General features: G+C 46.0%; 14 protein-coding genes. 13 read left to right on the forward strand and 1 reads right to left on the reverse strand.

The window, feature by feature from the left end:
* Nucleotides 1-185 precede the first annotated feature (185 nt).
* Complete coding sequence (locus tag VF399_03890; GenBank protein ID HEX7319483.1) at nt 186-2,129, reverse strand: M1 family aminopeptidase; 1,944 nt, start codon at nt 2,127-2,129, stop codon at nt 186-188.
* 219 nt (nt 2,130-2,348) lie between these two features.
* On the opposite strand from VF399_03890, the gene VF399_03895 reads away from it, so the two are divergent.
* From VF399_03895 to VF399_03955, 13 genes are all read left to right on the forward strand, one after another.
* Nucleotides 2,349-3,833: a nucleoside kinase gene (locus VF399_03895; GenBank protein ID HEX7319484.1), complete on the forward strand. Its 1,485-nt coding sequence runs from the start codon at nt 2,349-2,351 to the stop codon at nt 3,831-3,833.
* Nucleotides 3,834-4,078: 245 nt separating this feature from the next.
* Entirely contained in the window at nt 4,079-5,410 is a 1,332-nt protein-coding gene (locus VF399_03900) for a 3-isopropylmalate dehydratase large subunit (protein HEX7319485.1), read from the forward strand.
* Between the two features lie 31 nt (nt 5,411-5,441).
* Nucleotides 5,442-6,722: a citrate (Si)-synthase gene (locus tag VF399_03905; GenBank protein HEX7319486.1), complete on the forward strand. Its 1,281-nt coding sequence runs from the start codon at nt 5,442-5,444 to the stop codon at nt 6,720-6,722.
* A gap of 43 nt (nt 6,723-6,765) precedes the next feature.
* Nucleotides 6,766-7,266, forward strand: coding sequence for a 3-isopropylmalate dehydratase small subunit (locus VF399_03910; GenBank protein ID HEX7319487.1), 501 nt, complete (start codon nt 6,766-6,768; stop codon nt 7,264-7,266).
* Between the two features lie 82 nt (nt 7,267-7,348).
* Entirely contained in the window at nt 7,349-8,704 is a 1,356-nt protein-coding gene (locus VF399_03915; GenBank protein ID HEX7319488.1) for an isocitrate/isopropylmalate family dehydrogenase, read from the forward strand.
* Between the two features lie 322 nt (nt 8,705-9,026).
* Nucleotides 9,027-10,274: an ATP-binding protein gene (locus tag VF399_03920; protein ID HEX7319489.1), complete on the forward strand. Its 1,248-nt coding sequence runs from the start codon at nt 9,027-9,029 to the stop codon at nt 10,272-10,274.
* Nucleotides 10,275-10,782: 508 nt separating this feature from the next.
* Nucleotides 10,783-11,214 (forward strand): hypothetical protein, encoded by a 432-nt coding sequence (locus VF399_03925; protein HEX7319490.1) that lies wholly within the window; start codon nt 10,783-10,785, stop codon nt 11,212-11,214.
* Between the two features lie 196 nt (nt 11,215-11,410).
* The gene (locus VF399_03930) at nt 11,411-11,941 is read left to right on the forward strand and encodes a hypothetical protein (GenBank protein HEX7319491.1); all 531 of its coding nucleotides are present in this window, start codon (nt 11,411-11,413) and stop codon (nt 11,939-11,941) included.
* Nucleotides 11,942-12,068: 127 nt separating this feature from the next.
* Nucleotides 12,069-13,055 (forward strand): site-specific DNA-methyltransferase, encoded by a 987-nt coding sequence (locus VF399_03935; GenBank protein ID HEX7319492.1) that lies wholly within the window; start codon nt 12,069-12,071, stop codon nt 13,053-13,055.
* A complete protein-coding gene (locus tag VF399_03940; GenBank protein ID HEX7319493.1) occupies nt 13,056-15,350 on the forward strand; it encodes a hypothetical protein in 2,295 nt (764 codons plus the stop codon).
* Between the two features lie 218 nt (nt 15,351-15,568).
* On the forward strand, nt 15,569-16,198 hold the full coding sequence (locus tag VF399_03945; protein HEX7319494.1) for a phospholipase D-like domain-containing protein: 630 nt from the start codon (nt 15,569-15,571) through the stop codon (nt 16,196-16,198).
* 68 nt (nt 16,199-16,266) lie between these two features.
* Nucleotides 16,267-17,214, forward strand: coding sequence for a site-specific DNA-methyltransferase (locus VF399_03950; protein ID HEX7319495.1), 948 nt, complete (start codon nt 16,267-16,269; stop codon nt 17,212-17,214).
* Nucleotides 17,211-17,822: a BglII/BstYI family type II restriction endonuclease gene (locus tag VF399_03955; GenBank protein ID HEX7319496.1), complete on the forward strand. Its 612-nt coding sequence runs from the start codon at nt 17,211-17,213 to the stop codon at nt 17,820-17,822. The genes VF399_03950 and VF399_03955 overlap by 4 nt, the downstream gene beginning before the upstream one ends.
* Nucleotides 17,823-17,831: the final 9 nt, after the last annotated feature.

Genomic DNA, 17,831 nt, shown 5'->3' on the forward strand with positions numbered 1-17,831 from the left:
CTCTACGGAGTTTAGGTCCGGGTGTCTTTTGTTATGTCCCTGGTTGGGGTAACTAGGACCATCGTCTAACGATTGAGTTGCAGTAAGATTCCGTTGTACAAGCCAATCTTGCGTTAGCCAAAAATAGCCCTTGGTCTGTAATTGAAGATTGAAGATTTGACCCCAGAATGCCTAAAAGTATAATTCTACTTAATGATCACTATCTTCCTGGTCACAATACTAGACTCGGTTTGGAGTTTCAGAAAATACACGCCTGAAGCCAGGTTTCCCAGCCGAGCTGAATACCTGCCCGCTGGTCTGTAGCCGTTGAACAGGTCCCGCACCAGCTTGCCGGTTGCGTCATAAACCGCGAGCCGCAAACTGCCTGAACCGTTCACTGAATATTCTATGGATTGATCTGTGACCGGATTGGAGCTCAAGTAGATAGTGCCTTTAACAGCAGTATTCACGGCAACCTCTTCAACCCCAACATAAATACTTGATTCACACAATATCCAGGTGTCCGGATCAAAAACGATCGAAGACACATTCTGCGAAACCGTGAATTCGGCGTGCTGGGGAGAGGCCGTGACCGGAATATTGACGGTCGTGTCCTTGCCGGTCAGGTGCAGGAGGATCTGCACGGGCATGTGAAACACCGGGGGCGCGTTGGTCTGAACCTGGTATATGTTGGTTTTGAAAAGGTAATTAGGACCCGAAGCATTGCAAATCCAGTAAGCATTGTATTCCGGATGTCCCTGCCCGTACACCCATTCGTCGAAAAACCACGCCAGGTCCGTACCGTAGGTCTGATTGAAGATGCGCTCGATGTCCTCGGTATTGGCGCATTTGTAGGCAAAGGAATCAAGGTAAGCATTGATGCCAGCAAAATACAGGGGCTGATTCAAGTATCGCAGCATATGGTATACCCAGGACGCTTTGCAGTATGAATATCCCCAGCTGAAGATATCATTGGTCGGCGGGTTGTACAGGGGCCTGCGGTTTGATGCATCTTCAGTGAAGTAATCCGTGGCTCGGCTTTGCATGGTCGATATGAAATTCGCGTGGCCAAACCGGTACCAGTTGTAATTGGCGTCGCTGTACGTAGCAAAGCCTTCATTGAGCCAGATATCGCGGAAATCCACACATGTAACCATATCCCCGCCCCACTGGTGAGATAGTTCATGAGCCATGCCGTTCTCGCTGCTGTTGACGATCCAGTTGCGGTGGATCGTGGTCTGTTCCTGGTGTTCCATCCCGCCCCAGGCAAATGGATAGACCGCGTCCTGGCCATAGCGGTCAAACGGGTAATCAACATACATCGAATCGAACAAATACATCGCCGTTGGCACATATTGAAAAGCAATCCGAGACTGCGCTGAATCTTCAGGCCACATGAAATGCCTGATCTCGATCGAATCGCCGGCTGCCGGGTGAAACCATTGTGACCAGCGGGCGAACCGCGAGATCCCGAAATGCATGAGATAGGTGGTGATCGGATAATTTTCCTGGTACGTGAAGGTCCGGGTATTGCCCGGGTTTGTGACCAGGCTCGTCAAGGCACCGTTTGCCGCCACGTAGAAGCTATCCGGCGTCGTGATCTTTATGATGCAACCCTGCTCTGCTTTGTCAAAAGGTTCATCGTAGCAGGGCATCCAGCGCCGCGCGTCCCAGGGTTCGCTCATGGTATAACCGACCGCATGCCGCGTAGTCGCGTTGTAGTTTCGCGGGTAATAAATAAAGCCGTACTGGCTTGCCGTGACCGACCATGAGCCATGGTACCGGATATATATCGTGAACGAGTCGTTTATGTTATAAGGCGTGGGCAGGTTTATGTGCAGCGTTTCACTCACCGACGCGTATGTCGCGTTGACGCCGTTAACCCTTACCGAGTCCGTTATAATGGTAATGCGGTTTAGCGTGACAGAAGTCAGGTTGTTGACATTGCTACGGCACTTTATCTGGTTCGTACCTGAAAGACTGCGGTTATTCATAAGCACGGTCAGGTCCAGTTCATACTTCAGCACATCAAAGGAATGGGTGGAATCTTTGAAAAAATTGAGAGCTGCCGGATGATTGCACATGGTTTTTGTTTCGTAAAAATCCGGGCTCCAGGTTGCCTGCGTGATCAAACAAATAAAAAGAAGCATAAAACCTCCTTCCTTGAAAAAAGAGAGAATTAGTTATTTTGTAATTACGTTATTACGTAATTACAAATAACTCAATAACATAATAACACAATTACACAGTTACCCAATTACTAAATTACCTAATAACTAATAAGTATAATGTTGTTCATCTTGTTGTCAATGGGCACCAAAACCAGCATTGGCTTGACTTACTGAAAATGCGAGCTATAATCACCTGCGATGGATATTGATAAACAGGGCATTGATGACCTGAATCGGTTGAATTACTGGCGCCGCTACCAGTCCACGCTGTCGTTCGTGCTGTTCATGGCGGTAAGGAAGGAGTTTCCTAAATACCGTTTGCGGATCGAACATTCCATGAGCCAGGGATTTTACTGCTACCTTGATCGACCGCTTAAATTAAAGCAGGTCGAAAAGTTGAAACTGCGGATGCGCAAGATCGTCTGGCAGAACCTGCCCATACGGAATTTTACCATACCGGTAACGCAGGCTGTTTGTCTTTTCAAAAAGCAGGGTTCTATTGATAAGATCGAGCTGCTCCGTGATTGCCCGGTAAAGACACTGCGAGTGAGTAAACTGGCCGGTCTGTTTGATGCTTTTGGCATGCCGCCCCTGGATTCGACAGGAAAAGCGATGTTCTTTGACATCAGGCTGTTCAGTCCCGGTTTTGTCCTGCTTTTTCCGTTCTGGCAGGATCTAAACGCAATGGCACCTTATATCCCCCAGCTCAAATTGGCAAGAATATTCAACGAATACGGAGAATGGGTGAACATTCTGGGTGTTGCCGATGTGGCGGACCTCAATAGAGCGGTCGAAGTCAGCCGGGGTTCTGAGATCATCAAGGTCAGCGAGGCGCTGCACGAGAAAAAGATCGTCTATATCGCAGACCGCATTACCAGGGGAAAAAGAAAGATCGTGCTGATCGCCGGTCCCAGCAGCGCGGGCAAGACGACCTTCACTAAAAGGCTGGCGATCCAGCTTCTGGTGAACGAACTCAAGCCCAAGATCATTTCCGTTGACGATTATTTTTTCCCGCATTGCCTGACGCCGCGCGATGAGTATGGCCAGCTTGATTTCGAATCAATAAAAGCTGTGGACACAGCACTGCTCAACCGTCATCTGGAGGCGGTTATCCAGCAGCATAAAGTAAAAATGCCCCGGTTCAATTTTATCAAAGGCACGCGGGAATCCGGAGATACCATGTTCCTGCCGGATAACGGCGTGCTCCTGGTCGAGGGCATTCATTGCCTTAATGAGGAACTCACCTATCGTATACCCAAGCGGGTCAAATTTAAAATATACATCAGCGCCCTGACGCAGCTCAATATCGACGACCACAACCGGATCTCGACGACCGACACCAGGACGATCCGGCGCCTTGCCAGGGATACGCATTACCGTGGTTACTCTGCGCAGAGAGTGCTGAGCCACTGGGGAAAAGTTAGGCGCGGCGAAGAGAGGAACATCTATCCATTCCAGGAAGAGGCTGATGAGATGTTCAATTCTGCGCTTATTTATGAACCGTCAGTTCTGAAAGAATTTTGCGTGCCGATCCTCAGGCAGATCGGGTCACATGACCCGACATATCCTGAAGCGCGGCGGCTGCTGAATTATTTCTCATTGTTCTATCATCTTCCGAACCGGTATGTGCCATCAAATTCGATCCTGAGAGAATTCATCGGCGGTTCTTCGTTCGTGTATTAGTATGGAAGAATGCCGCCGCTTTTACTGCTAAATTTTCATCTAAGTAGACATTGACTTTGCCAGAAGTATATATATAATAGTAACTGGAGATCAAGACATTCATTGGGGATTTATCTAATAAAATATCGAAATACCGGTAGTTTTTATCATAAATGTTTGTGATCAAAGCTTGTTTTGCCTGATAAACCGGATGTTTTTTTACATTCATAAGTTTGTCATAGAAATCAGCAAACCATGGAGGTATTATGGGGAAAACCTTGGCTGAGAAGATCCTATCCGAGAAAAGCGGAACCGACGCGGTCGCGGGCAGCATTGTCATAGCAAGAGTGGATGTCGCTGCGTTCCAGGACGGGACTGGCCCTCTGGGTGTGCGCCAGATGCTAAAGATGAAGATCGAAAAAGTAAAGGCACCGAAAGCAATCTTTTTTCTTGATCATGCCGCTCCTTCACCACGAAAAGAATTATCCAATGACCATATGCTTTTGCGCGAGTTCTGTGGTCGTTCCGGCGCGATCCTCTCCGAGATCGGCGAGGGCGTGATCCACCAGCGGTTGGTCGAGTCCTACGCAAAACCAGGCGACGTGGTCATCGGCGCGGATTCGCACTCATGCACGTCAGGCGCGCTGGGCGCTTTTGCCACGGGAATGGGTTCGACCGATGTCGCGATCGGCATGTCGATGGGACGCACATGGTTCAAGGTCCCGGAAACCTTCCGGATCGAGGTTACGGGAAAATTCCAATCCGGTGTAGTGTCGAAGGACCTGATACTGTATCTTATCGGCATGATCGGCGCCGATGGTGCAACTTATAAAGCGCTCGAATTCGGGGGCAGCGCGATCGAAGCGATGTCCATGGAATCACGCTTTGTGCTTTCCAATATGGCGGTCGAAGCCGGAGCCAAGACCGGTCTTGTGGCATCGGACAACACGACCAAGGCGTACTTAAAGTCCAGGGGCAGGCTTAATGATTGGAAACCGCTTGCTCCAGACAAGGATGCGAAATACGAACGCGTTATCGAGATCGACGCGTCCAAACTGGAACCGCAGGTCGCTTATCCGCATACCGTGGACAATACCAAGTCTATCAAAGATGCGCAGGGGATTAAGGTCAACCAGGTTTTTATCGGAACATGCACCAATGGCCGGATCGAAGACCTGAAGGTCGCGGCAAAGATCTTCAAGGGAAAACACGTCGCTCCCGGCGTCAGACTGATCATTGACCCGGCATCCCGGGATGTGTTTATTGATGCTATGAAGCTCGGGTTTCTGGATGTCTGCGTACGCGCCGGCGCTATCGTGATGGGTCCTGGCTGCGGTCCCTGCGTGGGCGTGCACGAGGGTATTCTGGGAGACGGCGAAGTGTGTCTTTCCACGGCAAACCGCAATTTCAAGGGAAGAATGGGAAATCCGGAAGCGTTCGTATACCTTTCTTCGCCGGCTACGGCTGCGTGTTCGGCTTTGACCGGCGTGATAACAGACCCGCGGGGATTTTTCGCGGGGAAGGTCAGAACAAAGCCGGCAAAGAAAGCGCTGAGCCGGGGAAAGAGCAAGATCAAAACTAGAAAAAAGAAAAAATAATCAAACAATTATACTAACAGAGGAGGATTGAATGAACAGCCTGAAAACAAAATTAGCCGAGAAGATACCGGTCTGGAAAGAAGATGTAAAGAATTTCGTGAAACAGTACGGCGAAACCAAGATATCGGATGTCACGGTAAGCCAGATCTATGGCGGCATGCGCGGAGTGAAAGGCTTGATCTGCGAGACGTCATCGGTTCCGCCGGACAAAGGACTTATAATCCGCGGCATTCCGATCGCCGACCTCAAAGATAAACTTTCCGAAGAGATCTTCTATTTACTCGTGACCGGCGAACTGCCGGATAAAGAAGCGACCGAAAACTTAAAGGCCGACCTGAAAAAACGGGCTGATGTCCCGGATTACGTGTGGAAGATGCTGGAAGTCCTGCCCAAGGATTCGCATCCCATGGCGATGTTCGCCCTGGCGGTCCTGGCGTTGGAGAAGGAATCGGTCTACCGGAAGAAATATACCGAAGGCATGAGAAAAGAAGAATACTGGGAAGCAACCCTCGATGATTGCGTGAATTTGATGGCGAAACTGCCAGCGATCGCAGCGGGTATTTACCGCATGAGGTTCAACAAGGGAAAGCGCATCGCTTCGGATCCCAAGAAAGACTGGGCAGCTGATTACGCGCACATGCTTGGTATCAAGGACGCGAAAGGGGATTTTGCCAACCTGATGCGGCTGTACATGGTGCTCCATTCTGATCATGAGAGCGGCAATGTCAGCGCGCATACCTGCCACTGCGTGGCTTCTGCTTTGTCCGATGCCTACTATTCGATATCGGCCGGTCTGGATGGTCTTGCCGGTCCCCTTCACGGATTGGCTAACCAGGAGTGCCTGGCATGGGTGATCGAGGTCAAAGAGAAATTCGGTGGCGTTCCTTCGGATGAAGATCTAAGACAGTTCGCCTGGGATACGTTAAAGTCGGGACAGGTTATCCCCGGTTACGGCCACGCCGTGCTGAGGATCACGGATCCGCGGTATGACGCTTTCCATGCGTTTGGCGCGAAGGCATGTCCGGATGATCCTTTGTACCAGATCGTCGCGAAAGTATTCAAGATCGTTCCCAATGTTCTCCGGGAGCAGGGTAAAGCAAAAGATCCGTGGCCGAACGTTGATGCAGCTTCAGGATGCCTCTTGTATCACTTCGGACTGACCGAATTCGAATATTACACCGTGCTCTTCGGCGTTTCCCGGGCAATGGGCATGGCATCCCAGTTGATCGTAAGCCGTGCTATGGGCGAAGCGATCGAGAGACCGAAGTCCGTGACTACACCAGAAATGAAGAAATTGGTTGGAGCATCCTGAGGTTAATACCTTAAATTAAAGGAGTATCAATAAGGAGGCGGGCATGATCTTAGTGGGCAGAGTCTGGAAATTTGGTGACGACATATCCACCGACCTGATTTGCCCGGGCCGTTATTTCCATCTACGGTCCAACCTTCCAGAACTGGCAAAACACGTACTTGAGGATGCCGATCCCGAGTTTGCGGGCAAGATGTCGAAGGGTGATTTTGTTGTGGCCGGCAATAACTTCGGACTGGGAAGTTCACGCGAGCACGCGCCGACCATTATCAAGATCGCCGGTATCTCGGCGGTATTGGCGAAGTCATTCGCGCGCATCTTTTACCGCAATGCGATAAACGTCGGGCTGCCGCTGATCGAGTGCGACACGGACAAGATCGACAAGGGCGATGAACTGGAGATCGATCTCGGTGCCGGTATCATTAAGGATAAAACCAAGAATATTGAACTGAAGGCTCATCCCTTGCCCAAGGCCATGATCAATATCCTCAACGACGGCGGGCTTTTAGCTCATATTGAGAAACATGGTGATTTCAAGCTGGATTAAAAAAACGAATGAGCGAATTTAGAAATACGAATAAACCGAATTCAAGAGAGTCAAATTAGACGAATATAAAAAAGGAGTGAAGATGAAAAAAAGAAAGATCAAAAAAGGAAAGAGATCTAAGACCTTTAAGAAAGTCAAGAAAGTCAAAAAGGTCAAAAAAGTCAAAAAGGTTAAAAAGGTCAAAAGAATCAAAAAAACCAAAAAATCTGTGAGAACTAAAAAGACCGTACAAACCAAACAGACGAGTCCTATCACGCGCGCGACCAATCATTTTGCGGGGATTCTTGAAACGCAGATTAAAAGGGTTGAGGCTATAAAGAAAACCCAGGATTGGATCGATTATGCCAAGATCAAGCCGATCATCATCGGTTTTCTGGGCGGTGACGGCATTGGACCGTTCATCACCAACGAGGCTCAGCGGGTGCTCGGAGAGCTGCTTAAAAACGAGCTGGCGAGCAAAAAAGTCGAGTTCCGGATTATTGAGGGGCTGACTATTGAAAAGCGCGTTGAAGAAATGCGGCCGATTCCAAAGGACGTGCTGGCGGAGATAAGGAAATGTCATGTAACGATCAAGGGACCGACCACGACGCCCAAGAAAGGCGATCCCTGGCCCAATATCGAGAGCGCAAATGTCGCGTTACGTAAGGAACTTGACCTGTTCGCGAATGTTCGTCCGGTCCGTGTGCCCAAGCAGGGGATAGACTGGATCTTCTTCCGGGAGAACACCGAGGATTTGTATGCTCTTGGTCCTTATGGTATCGAAGTCACGCCGGATCTGGCGATCGACTTCAAGATGATCTCCAAGCCCGGCAGCGAACGGATCGTACGGTTGGCGTTCGAGCACGCCAGGAAAAACAACAGGAAACGCGTGACTGCCGTAACCAAGGCGAATATCGTAAAGACCACGGACGGATTGTTCCTCAAGACATTCTATGACATTGCCAAAGAATATCCGGAGATCAATTCGGACGACTGGTTCATCGATATCATGACGGCAAAGCTGGTAGACGTAAAACGCCGGACCGAATTTCAGGTCATGGTTCTGCCGAACCTGTACGGTGACATTCTCACCGATGAAGCGGCGGAATTCCAGGGCGGTGTGGGAACCGCGGGCAGCGCGAATATCGGCAAACAATATGCGATGTTCGAAGCGATCCACGGCAGCGCGCCGCGAATGGTCAAGGAAAACAGGGCTCAGTACGCCGACCCGTGCAGCGTTATCAAGGCGGGAGCCATGATGCTGAACCACATCGGTTATGTCGATCTTGGCAAGAAGCTCGAGATGGCGCTGGATGTCTGCGGGCAGTACGAGAAAAAGCTCGTTATGACCGGCCGATCCAACGGCGCGACGTATAAGCAATTCGGCGATTATATCCTGGAAACGATCGCCGATCCAAACCTCGAAAAGCGCTGGAACGACTACCAGAAGCAGGGATAAAAATAACACAGCAGGAAACATAACCTCCTCACGTTTTTCCTCTCCCCCTTTAAAGGGGGAGAGGGTAAGGGTGAGGAGGATTTTTTTGTGATCCTGCCCTCTTTTGTCATTCTCCGCTTCAAGCGGGGAATCCAGGGTTAAGAATCTTATGTTATTTTATTTTTATAACTTTTCTTGATATCTCTCCATCCAATTCTATAAAATACACCTCCGGTTTCAATGGCAAAAGTAAAAACGAGATCCCGTATAAGAACTTAGTAATCTATACCAATCCGAGAAATTCGGCACTTGACTTTCGAAAAAATCGGACTAAAATAGAATTATGATCAAAAGAAAATTGCTACGAGAGGTCAGAAACCATCTTGACCGCAAAGAGATCAGCTTTATTGTTGGTCCGCGACAGGCTGGTAAAACAACCTTGATGCTGCAGCTCAAAGAGGAGTTAGTGAAAAAAGGCACACCGACTTTATTCCTTAACCTCGATATTGAGCACGACAAGGAATTTTTTTCATCTCAGTCAAAACTGATGAACAAGATTGAACTGGAAATCGGAAAAAAACGCGGGTTTGTCTTTATCGATGAGATACAGAGGAAAGAAAATGCCGGTCTGTTCCTTAAGGGAATTTACGATATGAACACACCATACAAGTTTATTGTTTCGGGTTCGGGGAGTGTCGAACTGAAGGAAAGGATCCATGAATCACTTGCCGGAAGAAAAAGAATATTCGAACTGTCCACCGTATCTTTTGAGGAATTTGTTGACTTTAAGACTGACTACAAATACAGCAACAGGCTTGCTAACTTTTTCGTAGTCGAAAACGCGCGGTTATTCAGCCTATTAGAAGAATACTTGAATTTCGGTGGTTATCCCCGGATTGTACTGGAAAACCTAATGGCAGAGAAGCGAAAGTTGATCAATGAAATTTATCAGAGCTACATTGAGCGGGACATCTCGTACCTCCTTAAAATACATAAAACTGAAGCATTCAGCAATCTGGTGAAGTTGCTGGCGGTTCAGACCGGCAGGCTGGTGAACTATACCGAGCTGTCTTCCACGCTGGGTCTCTCGGTTAAAACGATCAAGGATTATCTCTGGTATCTTGAAAAAACCTTCATTATCAGGAAAGTGTCTCCTTTTTTTAAAAACGCGCGCAAGGAAATAACAAAGTCTCCAGTGTATTATTTTTATGATCTGGGTTTAAGGAACTTTGCCCTGGGGATCTTTGGCGTGCTCACGGAAGCAGGCTTTGTTTTCCAGAATTTTATTCACAACTTGTTGAGGGAGGAGATCAGCAGCAGTTCATCAAGAATTTGTTTCTGGAGGAGTAAGGACAAGGCAGAGGTTGATTTTGTCGTGGATTCGGGCATAGCCATCGTGCCGATAGAAGTAAAATACAAGCCAATGACCGCACCCGAGGTAACCAAAGCCCTGAGGAGTTTCATTGAGAAATATAAACCCGAAACGGCTCTTATTGTTAACTTGAAGCTGGAAAAAACCATCGGCCTGAACAAAACAAAAATCCATTTTATGCCGTTCTACAAGATTATGACCCATCCTTTGTTCGGTTAGCGAAAACCAGCGATTGAACGCCTGTCAGGCACATTGCCTGGCACTTTTTTCTGTCATTCCCCGCTTGAAGCGGGGAATCCGCACCCCACTGTCATTCCCGTGAAAACGGGAATCCAGAAATGCTTATAAAAAATAGATTCCTGCTATCAGGAATGATGTATTAGGATAATTTTTACCTAGTTAGAAACGTACGCTCCGGTGATTCTTGACACTAGCTTTTTGAAGAGTATAATTTTAAGATAATATATACGTGGAAGTTGGATGGCTAATGGAAGGGTGAAGAAATAAGATTTATGCAGAATATGAATAAAGATAGAATTTCTTCAAGTTATGATAGAAAGTCCTTTAGCTTCGTAAAACAAAAGGAGGTAGTCAATGAAAATGAAAAATGGACTAGAAAAATTTGTCTATCATCCCGGTTTTTAGTATAAAAATCGGCCATTCGTCTGTGAATGAGTTATATGAAATTGTGGACAAGGGATTAAAATTTGAGAACAAATGAAGGACGATGAAAATGACATTACAACAAAGATTCTTTAATCATATCCAGCATCATGTAGAACAGTATCATCCTAGTTGGACTAGGAAGCCCACCGAGCAATGGCATAACTGCTATGCACAAATAGGTGGAAGAGAAAGAGTAATAATCTGGGTGAAGCAACCAAACAATGATGGAACCTTTTGGGTATTCGTTTCTATTCCATCAAGTCGCATATCTAAAATTCATAATATAATTCTCGATCAGGATATGAACGACAACAGAAAATTTAATATTTCACTTAGAAATATCTCAATGACACCGATTGAGTTACTTGATAGAGGACCCTCTGCAGATAATCCTTGGGAAGAAAATTGGCCAGTAGGTTTCAAAATAGTGGATCGCAGTCAGTTTGAAGTTGCTGAGAAGATAATAATTGAACAATGGGCATTAGCAGAATGACCAAACGAATTGAAGGAATATCCCCTCATCTACAACTCTTTGTCGCATCGCTCCTTACCTTTAGTCTGTATGGGTTATATAACAGACGCATATCAGGCTTAGGTACTTCTTACTCTTGTTCAAATTCTGCTTTCTGCAGAACTTCTGATATGTATCAGCCGTTATATGAAATCTCAATCTAAAGCAGGAAATATAAATGATACAAAGTGCTGAAGGATGGTTAGATAATGAAGATAAACAATGTCGGGAGGAGAGATTATACAGATTGAAATGGATCATAGAACGGTATCCGAATATTGAGATAGCATTGTTACATGGAGGACTAAAATCTAATTATTTATTTGAAGAAGCTAGATATTGCTTCGTTTATGGTCAATATATTGCGTCAACTATGTTAAGCCTATCATATATCGAAAATACCTTGGCAAGCGTTTTCTATGCTTCTGGAAGAAATGATTTACTAAAAGCGAGTTTAGTTAATTTACTGGAAGAAGCTAAAGAAAAAGGCATAATTTCTGAACCCGAATTTGCTATATTTAATAAGGTTAGAGAAATCAGAAATCCGATAACACATTTTCGCAAACCAATGGATAAAGAAACTATTGAATACAGGGCAGTCAAAAACGATAGACTTCTCGACGAGCTTTTGGAAGAAGATGCAAAAACTGCTTTGAAAGCAGTTTTTAGAATGATAGTAAAATTCTCTATTCCTAAGCATGAAGATTGAAACATTAAATAACCGGGTGTATGCAACTTGCCCTGCGGATTCACCCGGATTCTCGATATCGTCTTGTCTGCGTATATCCGCGGTCGTTAGCCAAAATTGTTTTGTTTACTGAATTACATGGGAAGAAATGATTCATCATCTTCAAATTGCACCTAAGCCTAGGGATTCAAAGATACAAGCGACAACCTCTCTATCCGCCATGATTTCTATTCGTGAAGCTTATAAGACAACCCGAGGTACTATGTACCAAGGAAACGCAGAGAACGCATTGACCTCTCTTACCTTTGCAAAATACAAAGGGAAGGTGCAGCTTATTCTTACTTCTCCACCTTTTCCACTCAATAGAAAAAAGAAGTATGGCAATCTTCAAGGTGAGGCGTACATTCATTGGCTAGCTAACTTCGCTCAGACTTTCCGCAAACTCCTTAAGAAAGATGGTTCAATTGTTCTTGAACTTGGCAACGCATGGGAACCGGGTAAACCTATTATGTCTCCACTTGCTTTACGTTCATTACTCGCCTTTCTTGAAGCGGGCCAATTTAATCTTTGCCAGCAATTTATAGTCTACAACCCCGCTCGACTTCCCAGCCCCGCACAATGGGTAAACGTCGAACGAATTCGGGTCAAGGATTCTTTCACTTTTGTTTGGTGGATGTCACCAAATGAACGACCGAAAGCCGACAATCGACGCATTCTCAAACCATACAGCGATTCAATGTTGCGACTACTCAAGACCAAAAAGTACAACGCAGGCTCACGTCCTTCAGAGCATCATATCGGTGAAAAATCATTTCTCACAAACAACAAAGGTGCAATCCCATCGAATGTTATCACACTCTCCAACACGGCTTCAAGTGACGAATATCTGCGTTACTGCCGCTCTAATAATCTTCAACCGCATCCGGCAAGAATGCCCGTCGCTCTGCCAGAATTTTTCATCAAGTTTCTTACTACCCCACAGAATCTTGTTCTCGATCCTTTCGGTGGCAGCAATACAACTGGCGCAGCGGCCGAACGACTCAAGCGTCGTTGGATTGCGATTGAAGCAGACAATAATTACATTCAAGGATCCCGTGGTCGGTTTTCAGCCTTACAACTGAGAGGCGGGAAATAAATGACGCAATCGCAGTTCTTTGACCTTTTAATCCAAGCTGATACGCTTGCTAACCTCGAAGTAGTCCTTGCACAGTTTGAGAGTGCAAATCCTCAAGTTAGATGGGTTCCTTTTGGCGGTCGGGATAATAACCGTGGAACAATTGAAGCTTCGGCTGACCCCGGGCGATCCTTAGTTGAACGTCTCACCAACGGAATTGATGCTATTATTGAGGACGAACACAAAAAGCACAATGGTATTCCTGACTGCCGAACGCCAAAAGAAGCTGCAACCGCTTGGCTCAACGTACCCGAAGGTGGGCTGTGCGAAATGACACCAGCTCAGCGACGCAGTATCGCACACCGAATTGCCATCAGGTTGAAAGTAGGAGATGGGAGGTCTTCCAGGGTAGTCGAAGTTCGTGACACCGGAATCGGGCTTGCGCCAGACGAGATGCCAAAGACAATTCTGAGTCTCAACGAAAGCAACAAGATGCAAAAATACTACCTTGCCGGTGCTTACGGTCAGGGAGGTTCAAGCACACTTGCAACAAGCAAGTTCGTACTCATTGCATCACGGCGCTGTGATTCTCAGATTGGTTTTACCTTAGTACGATACGAAGATTTGCCTGCTGAACAGTTCAAGACGGGGCGTTACGTTTACTCCCTACTTGGTGACTTTGTGCTTGTTGCGGACAGAAGCCTTGACGTATTCGCAGCTGGCACTTTGGTCAAACATTTCGGCTACGATCTAATTAGCTATCCGTCTCCACTAGGACCGAATAGTGTTTATGGTTTGCTGAACCAAACTCTCTTTGATCCAGTTCTACCCGTTTGGCTTGATGACCATGAGATACATGGCTACCGCCGTGTCATCAAGGGTTCAAGAAATGCACTTAACGGTGCTGTTGACGAAGGCGATTCTGAGCAAAAGGGGCCCGACTTGTCGCATCGAGTACGGATGTTCTACTCAAGTCTTGGTGAATTCGGCCGTATCGGCATCGAGTACTGGGTTCTTGGGCGACCGACGAGCGCAAACAAAAAACCAATTGCGGCCTTTGTCAATCCCCCTAAACCAATTATACTTACACTTAATGGACAAGACCACGCAGAGCTATCTCAATCTGTTGTTCGTAAAGATGCTGAGTTGACTTTCCTGACTCAGAGACTCATATGTCACATTGACTGCAATAATCTTACGCCCGCCGCTAAACGAGCTCTCTTTGTGTCCACTCGTGAAGATGCTCGGAGAGGTGTCGTATACGATCTCATCCATCAGGAAATTGTTAGAGTATTGAAATCCGACGATGATCTCACCAGGCTCAACAATGAAGCACGTGAGGCTGGTACAAGAGAGGAAGACGAAACTGCGATGCAGCATATGCGCACCGAAATCGCTCGGCTCTTACGCTTACAGGGTATTGATGTTGGTGTTGGAATCACTTCTACGGTTTCCGCGCAAGGAGAGGGAAAAGGTAAGGTTGCAGGTGCAGGTAGAGTACATAGGAAGCCGCAACCGATAGAGCTTCATGAGCCACCTACCTACATCAGAATAGTCTGGGATGACGATGCCGCCATTCCCTTCTATCCAGAACAACGCCGCTACATCAGGATTGAAACCGATGCAAATAGCAACTATCACAATGCAAGCAATCCCAATGCCTCTCGCATTAATATCGTTATACCATCTACAGGCTTAACTTTCCGTGGTTCAACTCCCCTTGAAGGAGGTCGTCTTCGAGCAATCTTTGAAGGCAAATCCGATTCTCAGGTTGGTTCGACTGGCACCATACGGATTGAATTGTCTCGTCCAGGCATGCCAACTCTCTCCGACGAGCGAGGTTTTATCATTATTCAAGTACCGACAGAGAAACCGACAGATCGAAAGATGACCTTACCTCCATTCAAGATTCAACCGGTTGAAGGGCCAGATGCTCAACTCTGGGCCGATCTCGATTGGCCTGACGACATCAACTCAATTGCCTCCGCAGCGCAAATGGAAGAGGGTAAGTTGGTTATCTACTATTCTAAAGTCTTCCCGAAATATTTTGATCAGCTGACAGCATTTGAGAAACGCGATATTGTTTTAGCAACTTCATTCACCAGACGCTATGAGATATGGCTTGTCGTACATTCCTTCTTGCTTTACCGAGATCAACAAGAGGAAGATTCTTCAACTAGCAATATATCATCTTCCACAGATTCCGACCTTGCCGAGTTTCGTGAGCGACAGGAACGCTGCAGATTGGCAAACATCGCTACAATGGTTGCCACCCGTGAAGTTCAAATGGCACATCAGACCATAGAGACTGAATAAAATGGTATTTATATATAAAGCAACTTCGGTTAACATCACGGGTTATGAGGCAAGCTTTTTTGCGTGACGATGATAAAGCTCAGGTCATGAATCAAAAGTACTCGTTCCATTGCTTTTGTCGTAAGACAATTGATCATTTAGAGTGGAAACGCATCGGTCTTCTTGGGCCAAACATTTTACGCAATGCACCCTAACCAGTAATATCACCGACTGCAAGTATGGGTTTGGTTATCTTTTTTCGTAAACGTGCCAACGTAAATAGATTCAGAGATATTTTGATCGGTTCAATGAGCTTGGGCGTCGGCAATAAAGCGCTGCTTTGTTCTGGATTCTTCCAAGAACTATTCAAAAACCACCCATATCAAGCATCCACTGAGCAAAATTTAAGTGCTGTTCTTGTAAATCATTCGATCGAACTCACAACCATAGGAATTCACAACAACTGTTGGATGCCTTCATATAAGAGCTTCCGTAATAGCTTACGGTCAGCTGGCGTAAATTTGAGAGCAATGTACACTGCAAAATTTCATTGGCATGCTAAGGTTTTCATTCTTAGGCATTCCAACGATCCGGTTCTTGCTATCGTCGGCAGCAGTAACATCACAAGGAATGCATTTAGTGATTCTGATCCCTTTAATTACGAAGCCGATGTCATAATGTGGCTCGATGCTATCAAGCCTCTTACAAAGTTCATTGAACGTAATGTCACCGAAATTAGGGACGAGCCGCACGAGGTTATTATCGCAGACTATGATCCCAAGAAGAATAATGATCTTTTAATAAAAGATAGACTGATACGACTTGATACCGAGATGAAAGAACTAGAACTCAAGGAATTACCTGAATAATCATGAAGGTTGCACTGCGCATAGCAGATATCCCTTGACTAATATGCCGTATTCAGTAAACTAGTCTCATGTTCCGGAATATAGCTATTTCAAAGAAATTTTCTCCAACTGAACGCATTATCGTTTACCCCGGCGATTGTCTTGAGCTGCTTAAGACAATCCCTGATTCCACATTGCAGTTGGTGGTGACCTCTCCTCCCTACAATATCGGTAAGGAGTACGAAAAAAAGCTGAATCTGCATACATATCTTGAACAGCAAACTGAAGTAATTAAGGAATGCGTAAGGACGCTATCTGATCGGGGGAACATCTGTTGGCAGGTAGGTAATTATGTTAACGATGGCGCAATTGTTCCTTTAGATACGATATTGTATCCGATCTTCAAAGATCTGGGACTGAAAATGCGTAATCGCATCATCTGGCATTTTGAACATGGGCTACATTGTTCCCGGCGATTTTCGGGTAGATACGAAACGATTATTTGGCTCACAAAAAACAAAAATTACATTTTCAATCTCGATCCTATTCGAATCCCTCAAAAATATCCAGGTAAGAAGCACTTCAAGGGACCAAAAGCCGGGCAATACTCGTGCAACCCGCTTGGGAAAAATCCTGGCGATCTTTGGATTATCCCCAATGTGAAAAGCAATCATATCGAGAAAACGATACACCCATGCCAGTTCCCCGTTGAATTGATTGAGAGGTTAGTGCTTGCTTTTTCCAATGAAAATGACTGGGTATTTGATCCATTTTTGGGCACGGGAACGTCAATTATTGCCGCGGTACGCCATAAACGCAGGGGAGCAGGAGCAGAAATCGTGCAAAAATATTTGGACATTGCTTGTGATCGCATAAAACAGGAAATTGCAGGTACTCTAAGAACCCGTCCAATGAACAAACCCGTATACGATCCTGAAAAAGCTGGAAACAGCTTAAGGATCGCTCCCTGGGATAGAAAGCAGAAAGAGAGTCAGTTGAGACTATTGGAAAAGTATCAGAGGTATTCAGCTAAATGAGGATTATTCAAACCTATTCGCATCTAAATGGATTAGAATTTTTGAAAGTTCACAAGAAGAACTTATGCTTGGAGATGAAAAAGGTAATTGGGTTGGTAGATGCGGAGGCGTGTAAGACGAAAGTCTCAAAAGAAAAAGGGATGGTTGGTAAAATTCTCTACAGCCCTATTGCTATGAATGCCCAATTCAAGAAGCTGTTGTCGAAGTCGGGATGGAAGGAAAGCAGGGTTAATTATTGGGTCACAAAGGATGAAAAGCTGATCAGAAAAACCCTGACAATGGATACGCAAGAGCAAAAAAGGGAAATCGAAGAGGCTGGAGAAAAACCAATCTTCAGTTACAATCAGACTGATTATGTCAAAGACAGAGTTGCCATTGAAGTTCAGTTCGGCAAGTATTCATTTGTTGCCTATGATTTATTCGTGAAGCATCTCGCCTTTTATGTGCGCGATCAGACTGATGTCGGAATTGAAATTTTGCCCATGAAATCTTTGCAGTCGCAAATGAGTTCCGGCGTCGCTTACTATGAAGGAGAGCTTTATAACGTCATAAGGCAGGGACGTGGCGTACCGGCCGTTCCTTTGGTTATATTGGGTATTGAGCCGTAAGCTTTATAG

The sequence above is a fragment of the bacterium genome (assembly GCA_036382775.1).
In the GTDB taxonomy this organism is placed as follows: Bacteria; Hydrothermota; Tepidihabitantia; order SM23-42; family JAOAFX01; genus DASVHD01.

Coding starts and splice junctions, on each gene's coding strand:
- VF399_03890 (HEX7319483.1), bottom strand. CDS start 2,129: ATGCTTCTTTTTATTTGTTTGATCACGCAGGCAACCTGGAGCCCGGAT.
- VF399_03895 (HEX7319484.1), top strand. CDS start 2,349: ATGGATATTGATAAACAGGGCATTGATGACCTGAATCGGTTGAATTAC.
- VF399_03900 (HEX7319485.1), top strand. CDS start 4,079: ATGGGGAAAACCTTGGCTGAGAAGATCCTATCCGAGAAAAGCGGAACC.
- VF399_03905 (HEX7319486.1), top strand. CDS start 5,442: ATGAACAGCCTGAAAACAAAATTAGCCGAGAAGATACCGGTCTGGAAA.
- VF399_03910 (HEX7319487.1), top strand. CDS start 6,766: ATGATCTTAGTGGGCAGAGTCTGGAAATTTGGTGACGACATATCCACC.
- VF399_03915 (HEX7319488.1), top strand. CDS start 7,349: ATGAAAAAAAGAAAGATCAAAAAAGGAAAGAGATCTAAGACCTTTAAG.
- VF399_03920 (HEX7319489.1), top strand. CDS start 9,027: ATGATCAAAAGAAAATTGCTACGAGAGGTCAGAAACCATCTTGACCGC.
- VF399_03925 (HEX7319490.1), top strand. CDS start 10,783: ATGAAAATGACATTACAACAAAGATTCTTTAATCATATCCAGCATCAT.
- VF399_03930 (HEX7319491.1), top strand. CDS start 11,411: ATGATACAAAGTGCTGAAGGATGGTTAGATAATGAAGATAAACAATGT.
- VF399_03935 (HEX7319492.1), top strand. CDS start 12,069: ATGATTCATCATCTTCAAATTGCACCTAAGCCTAGGGATTCAAAGATA.
- VF399_03940 (HEX7319493.1), top strand. CDS start 13,056: ATGACGCAATCGCAGTTCTTTGACCTTTTAATCCAAGCTGATACGCTT.
- VF399_03945 (HEX7319494.1), top strand. CDS start 15,569: ATGGGTTTGGTTATCTTTTTTCGTAAACGTGCCAACGTAAATAGATTC.
- VF399_03950 (HEX7319495.1), top strand. CDS start 16,267: ATGTTCCGGAATATAGCTATTTCAAAGAAATTTTCTCCAACTGAACGC.
- VF399_03955 (HEX7319496.1), top strand. CDS start 17,211: ATGAGGATTATTCAAACCTATTCGCATCTAAATGGATTAGAATTTTTG.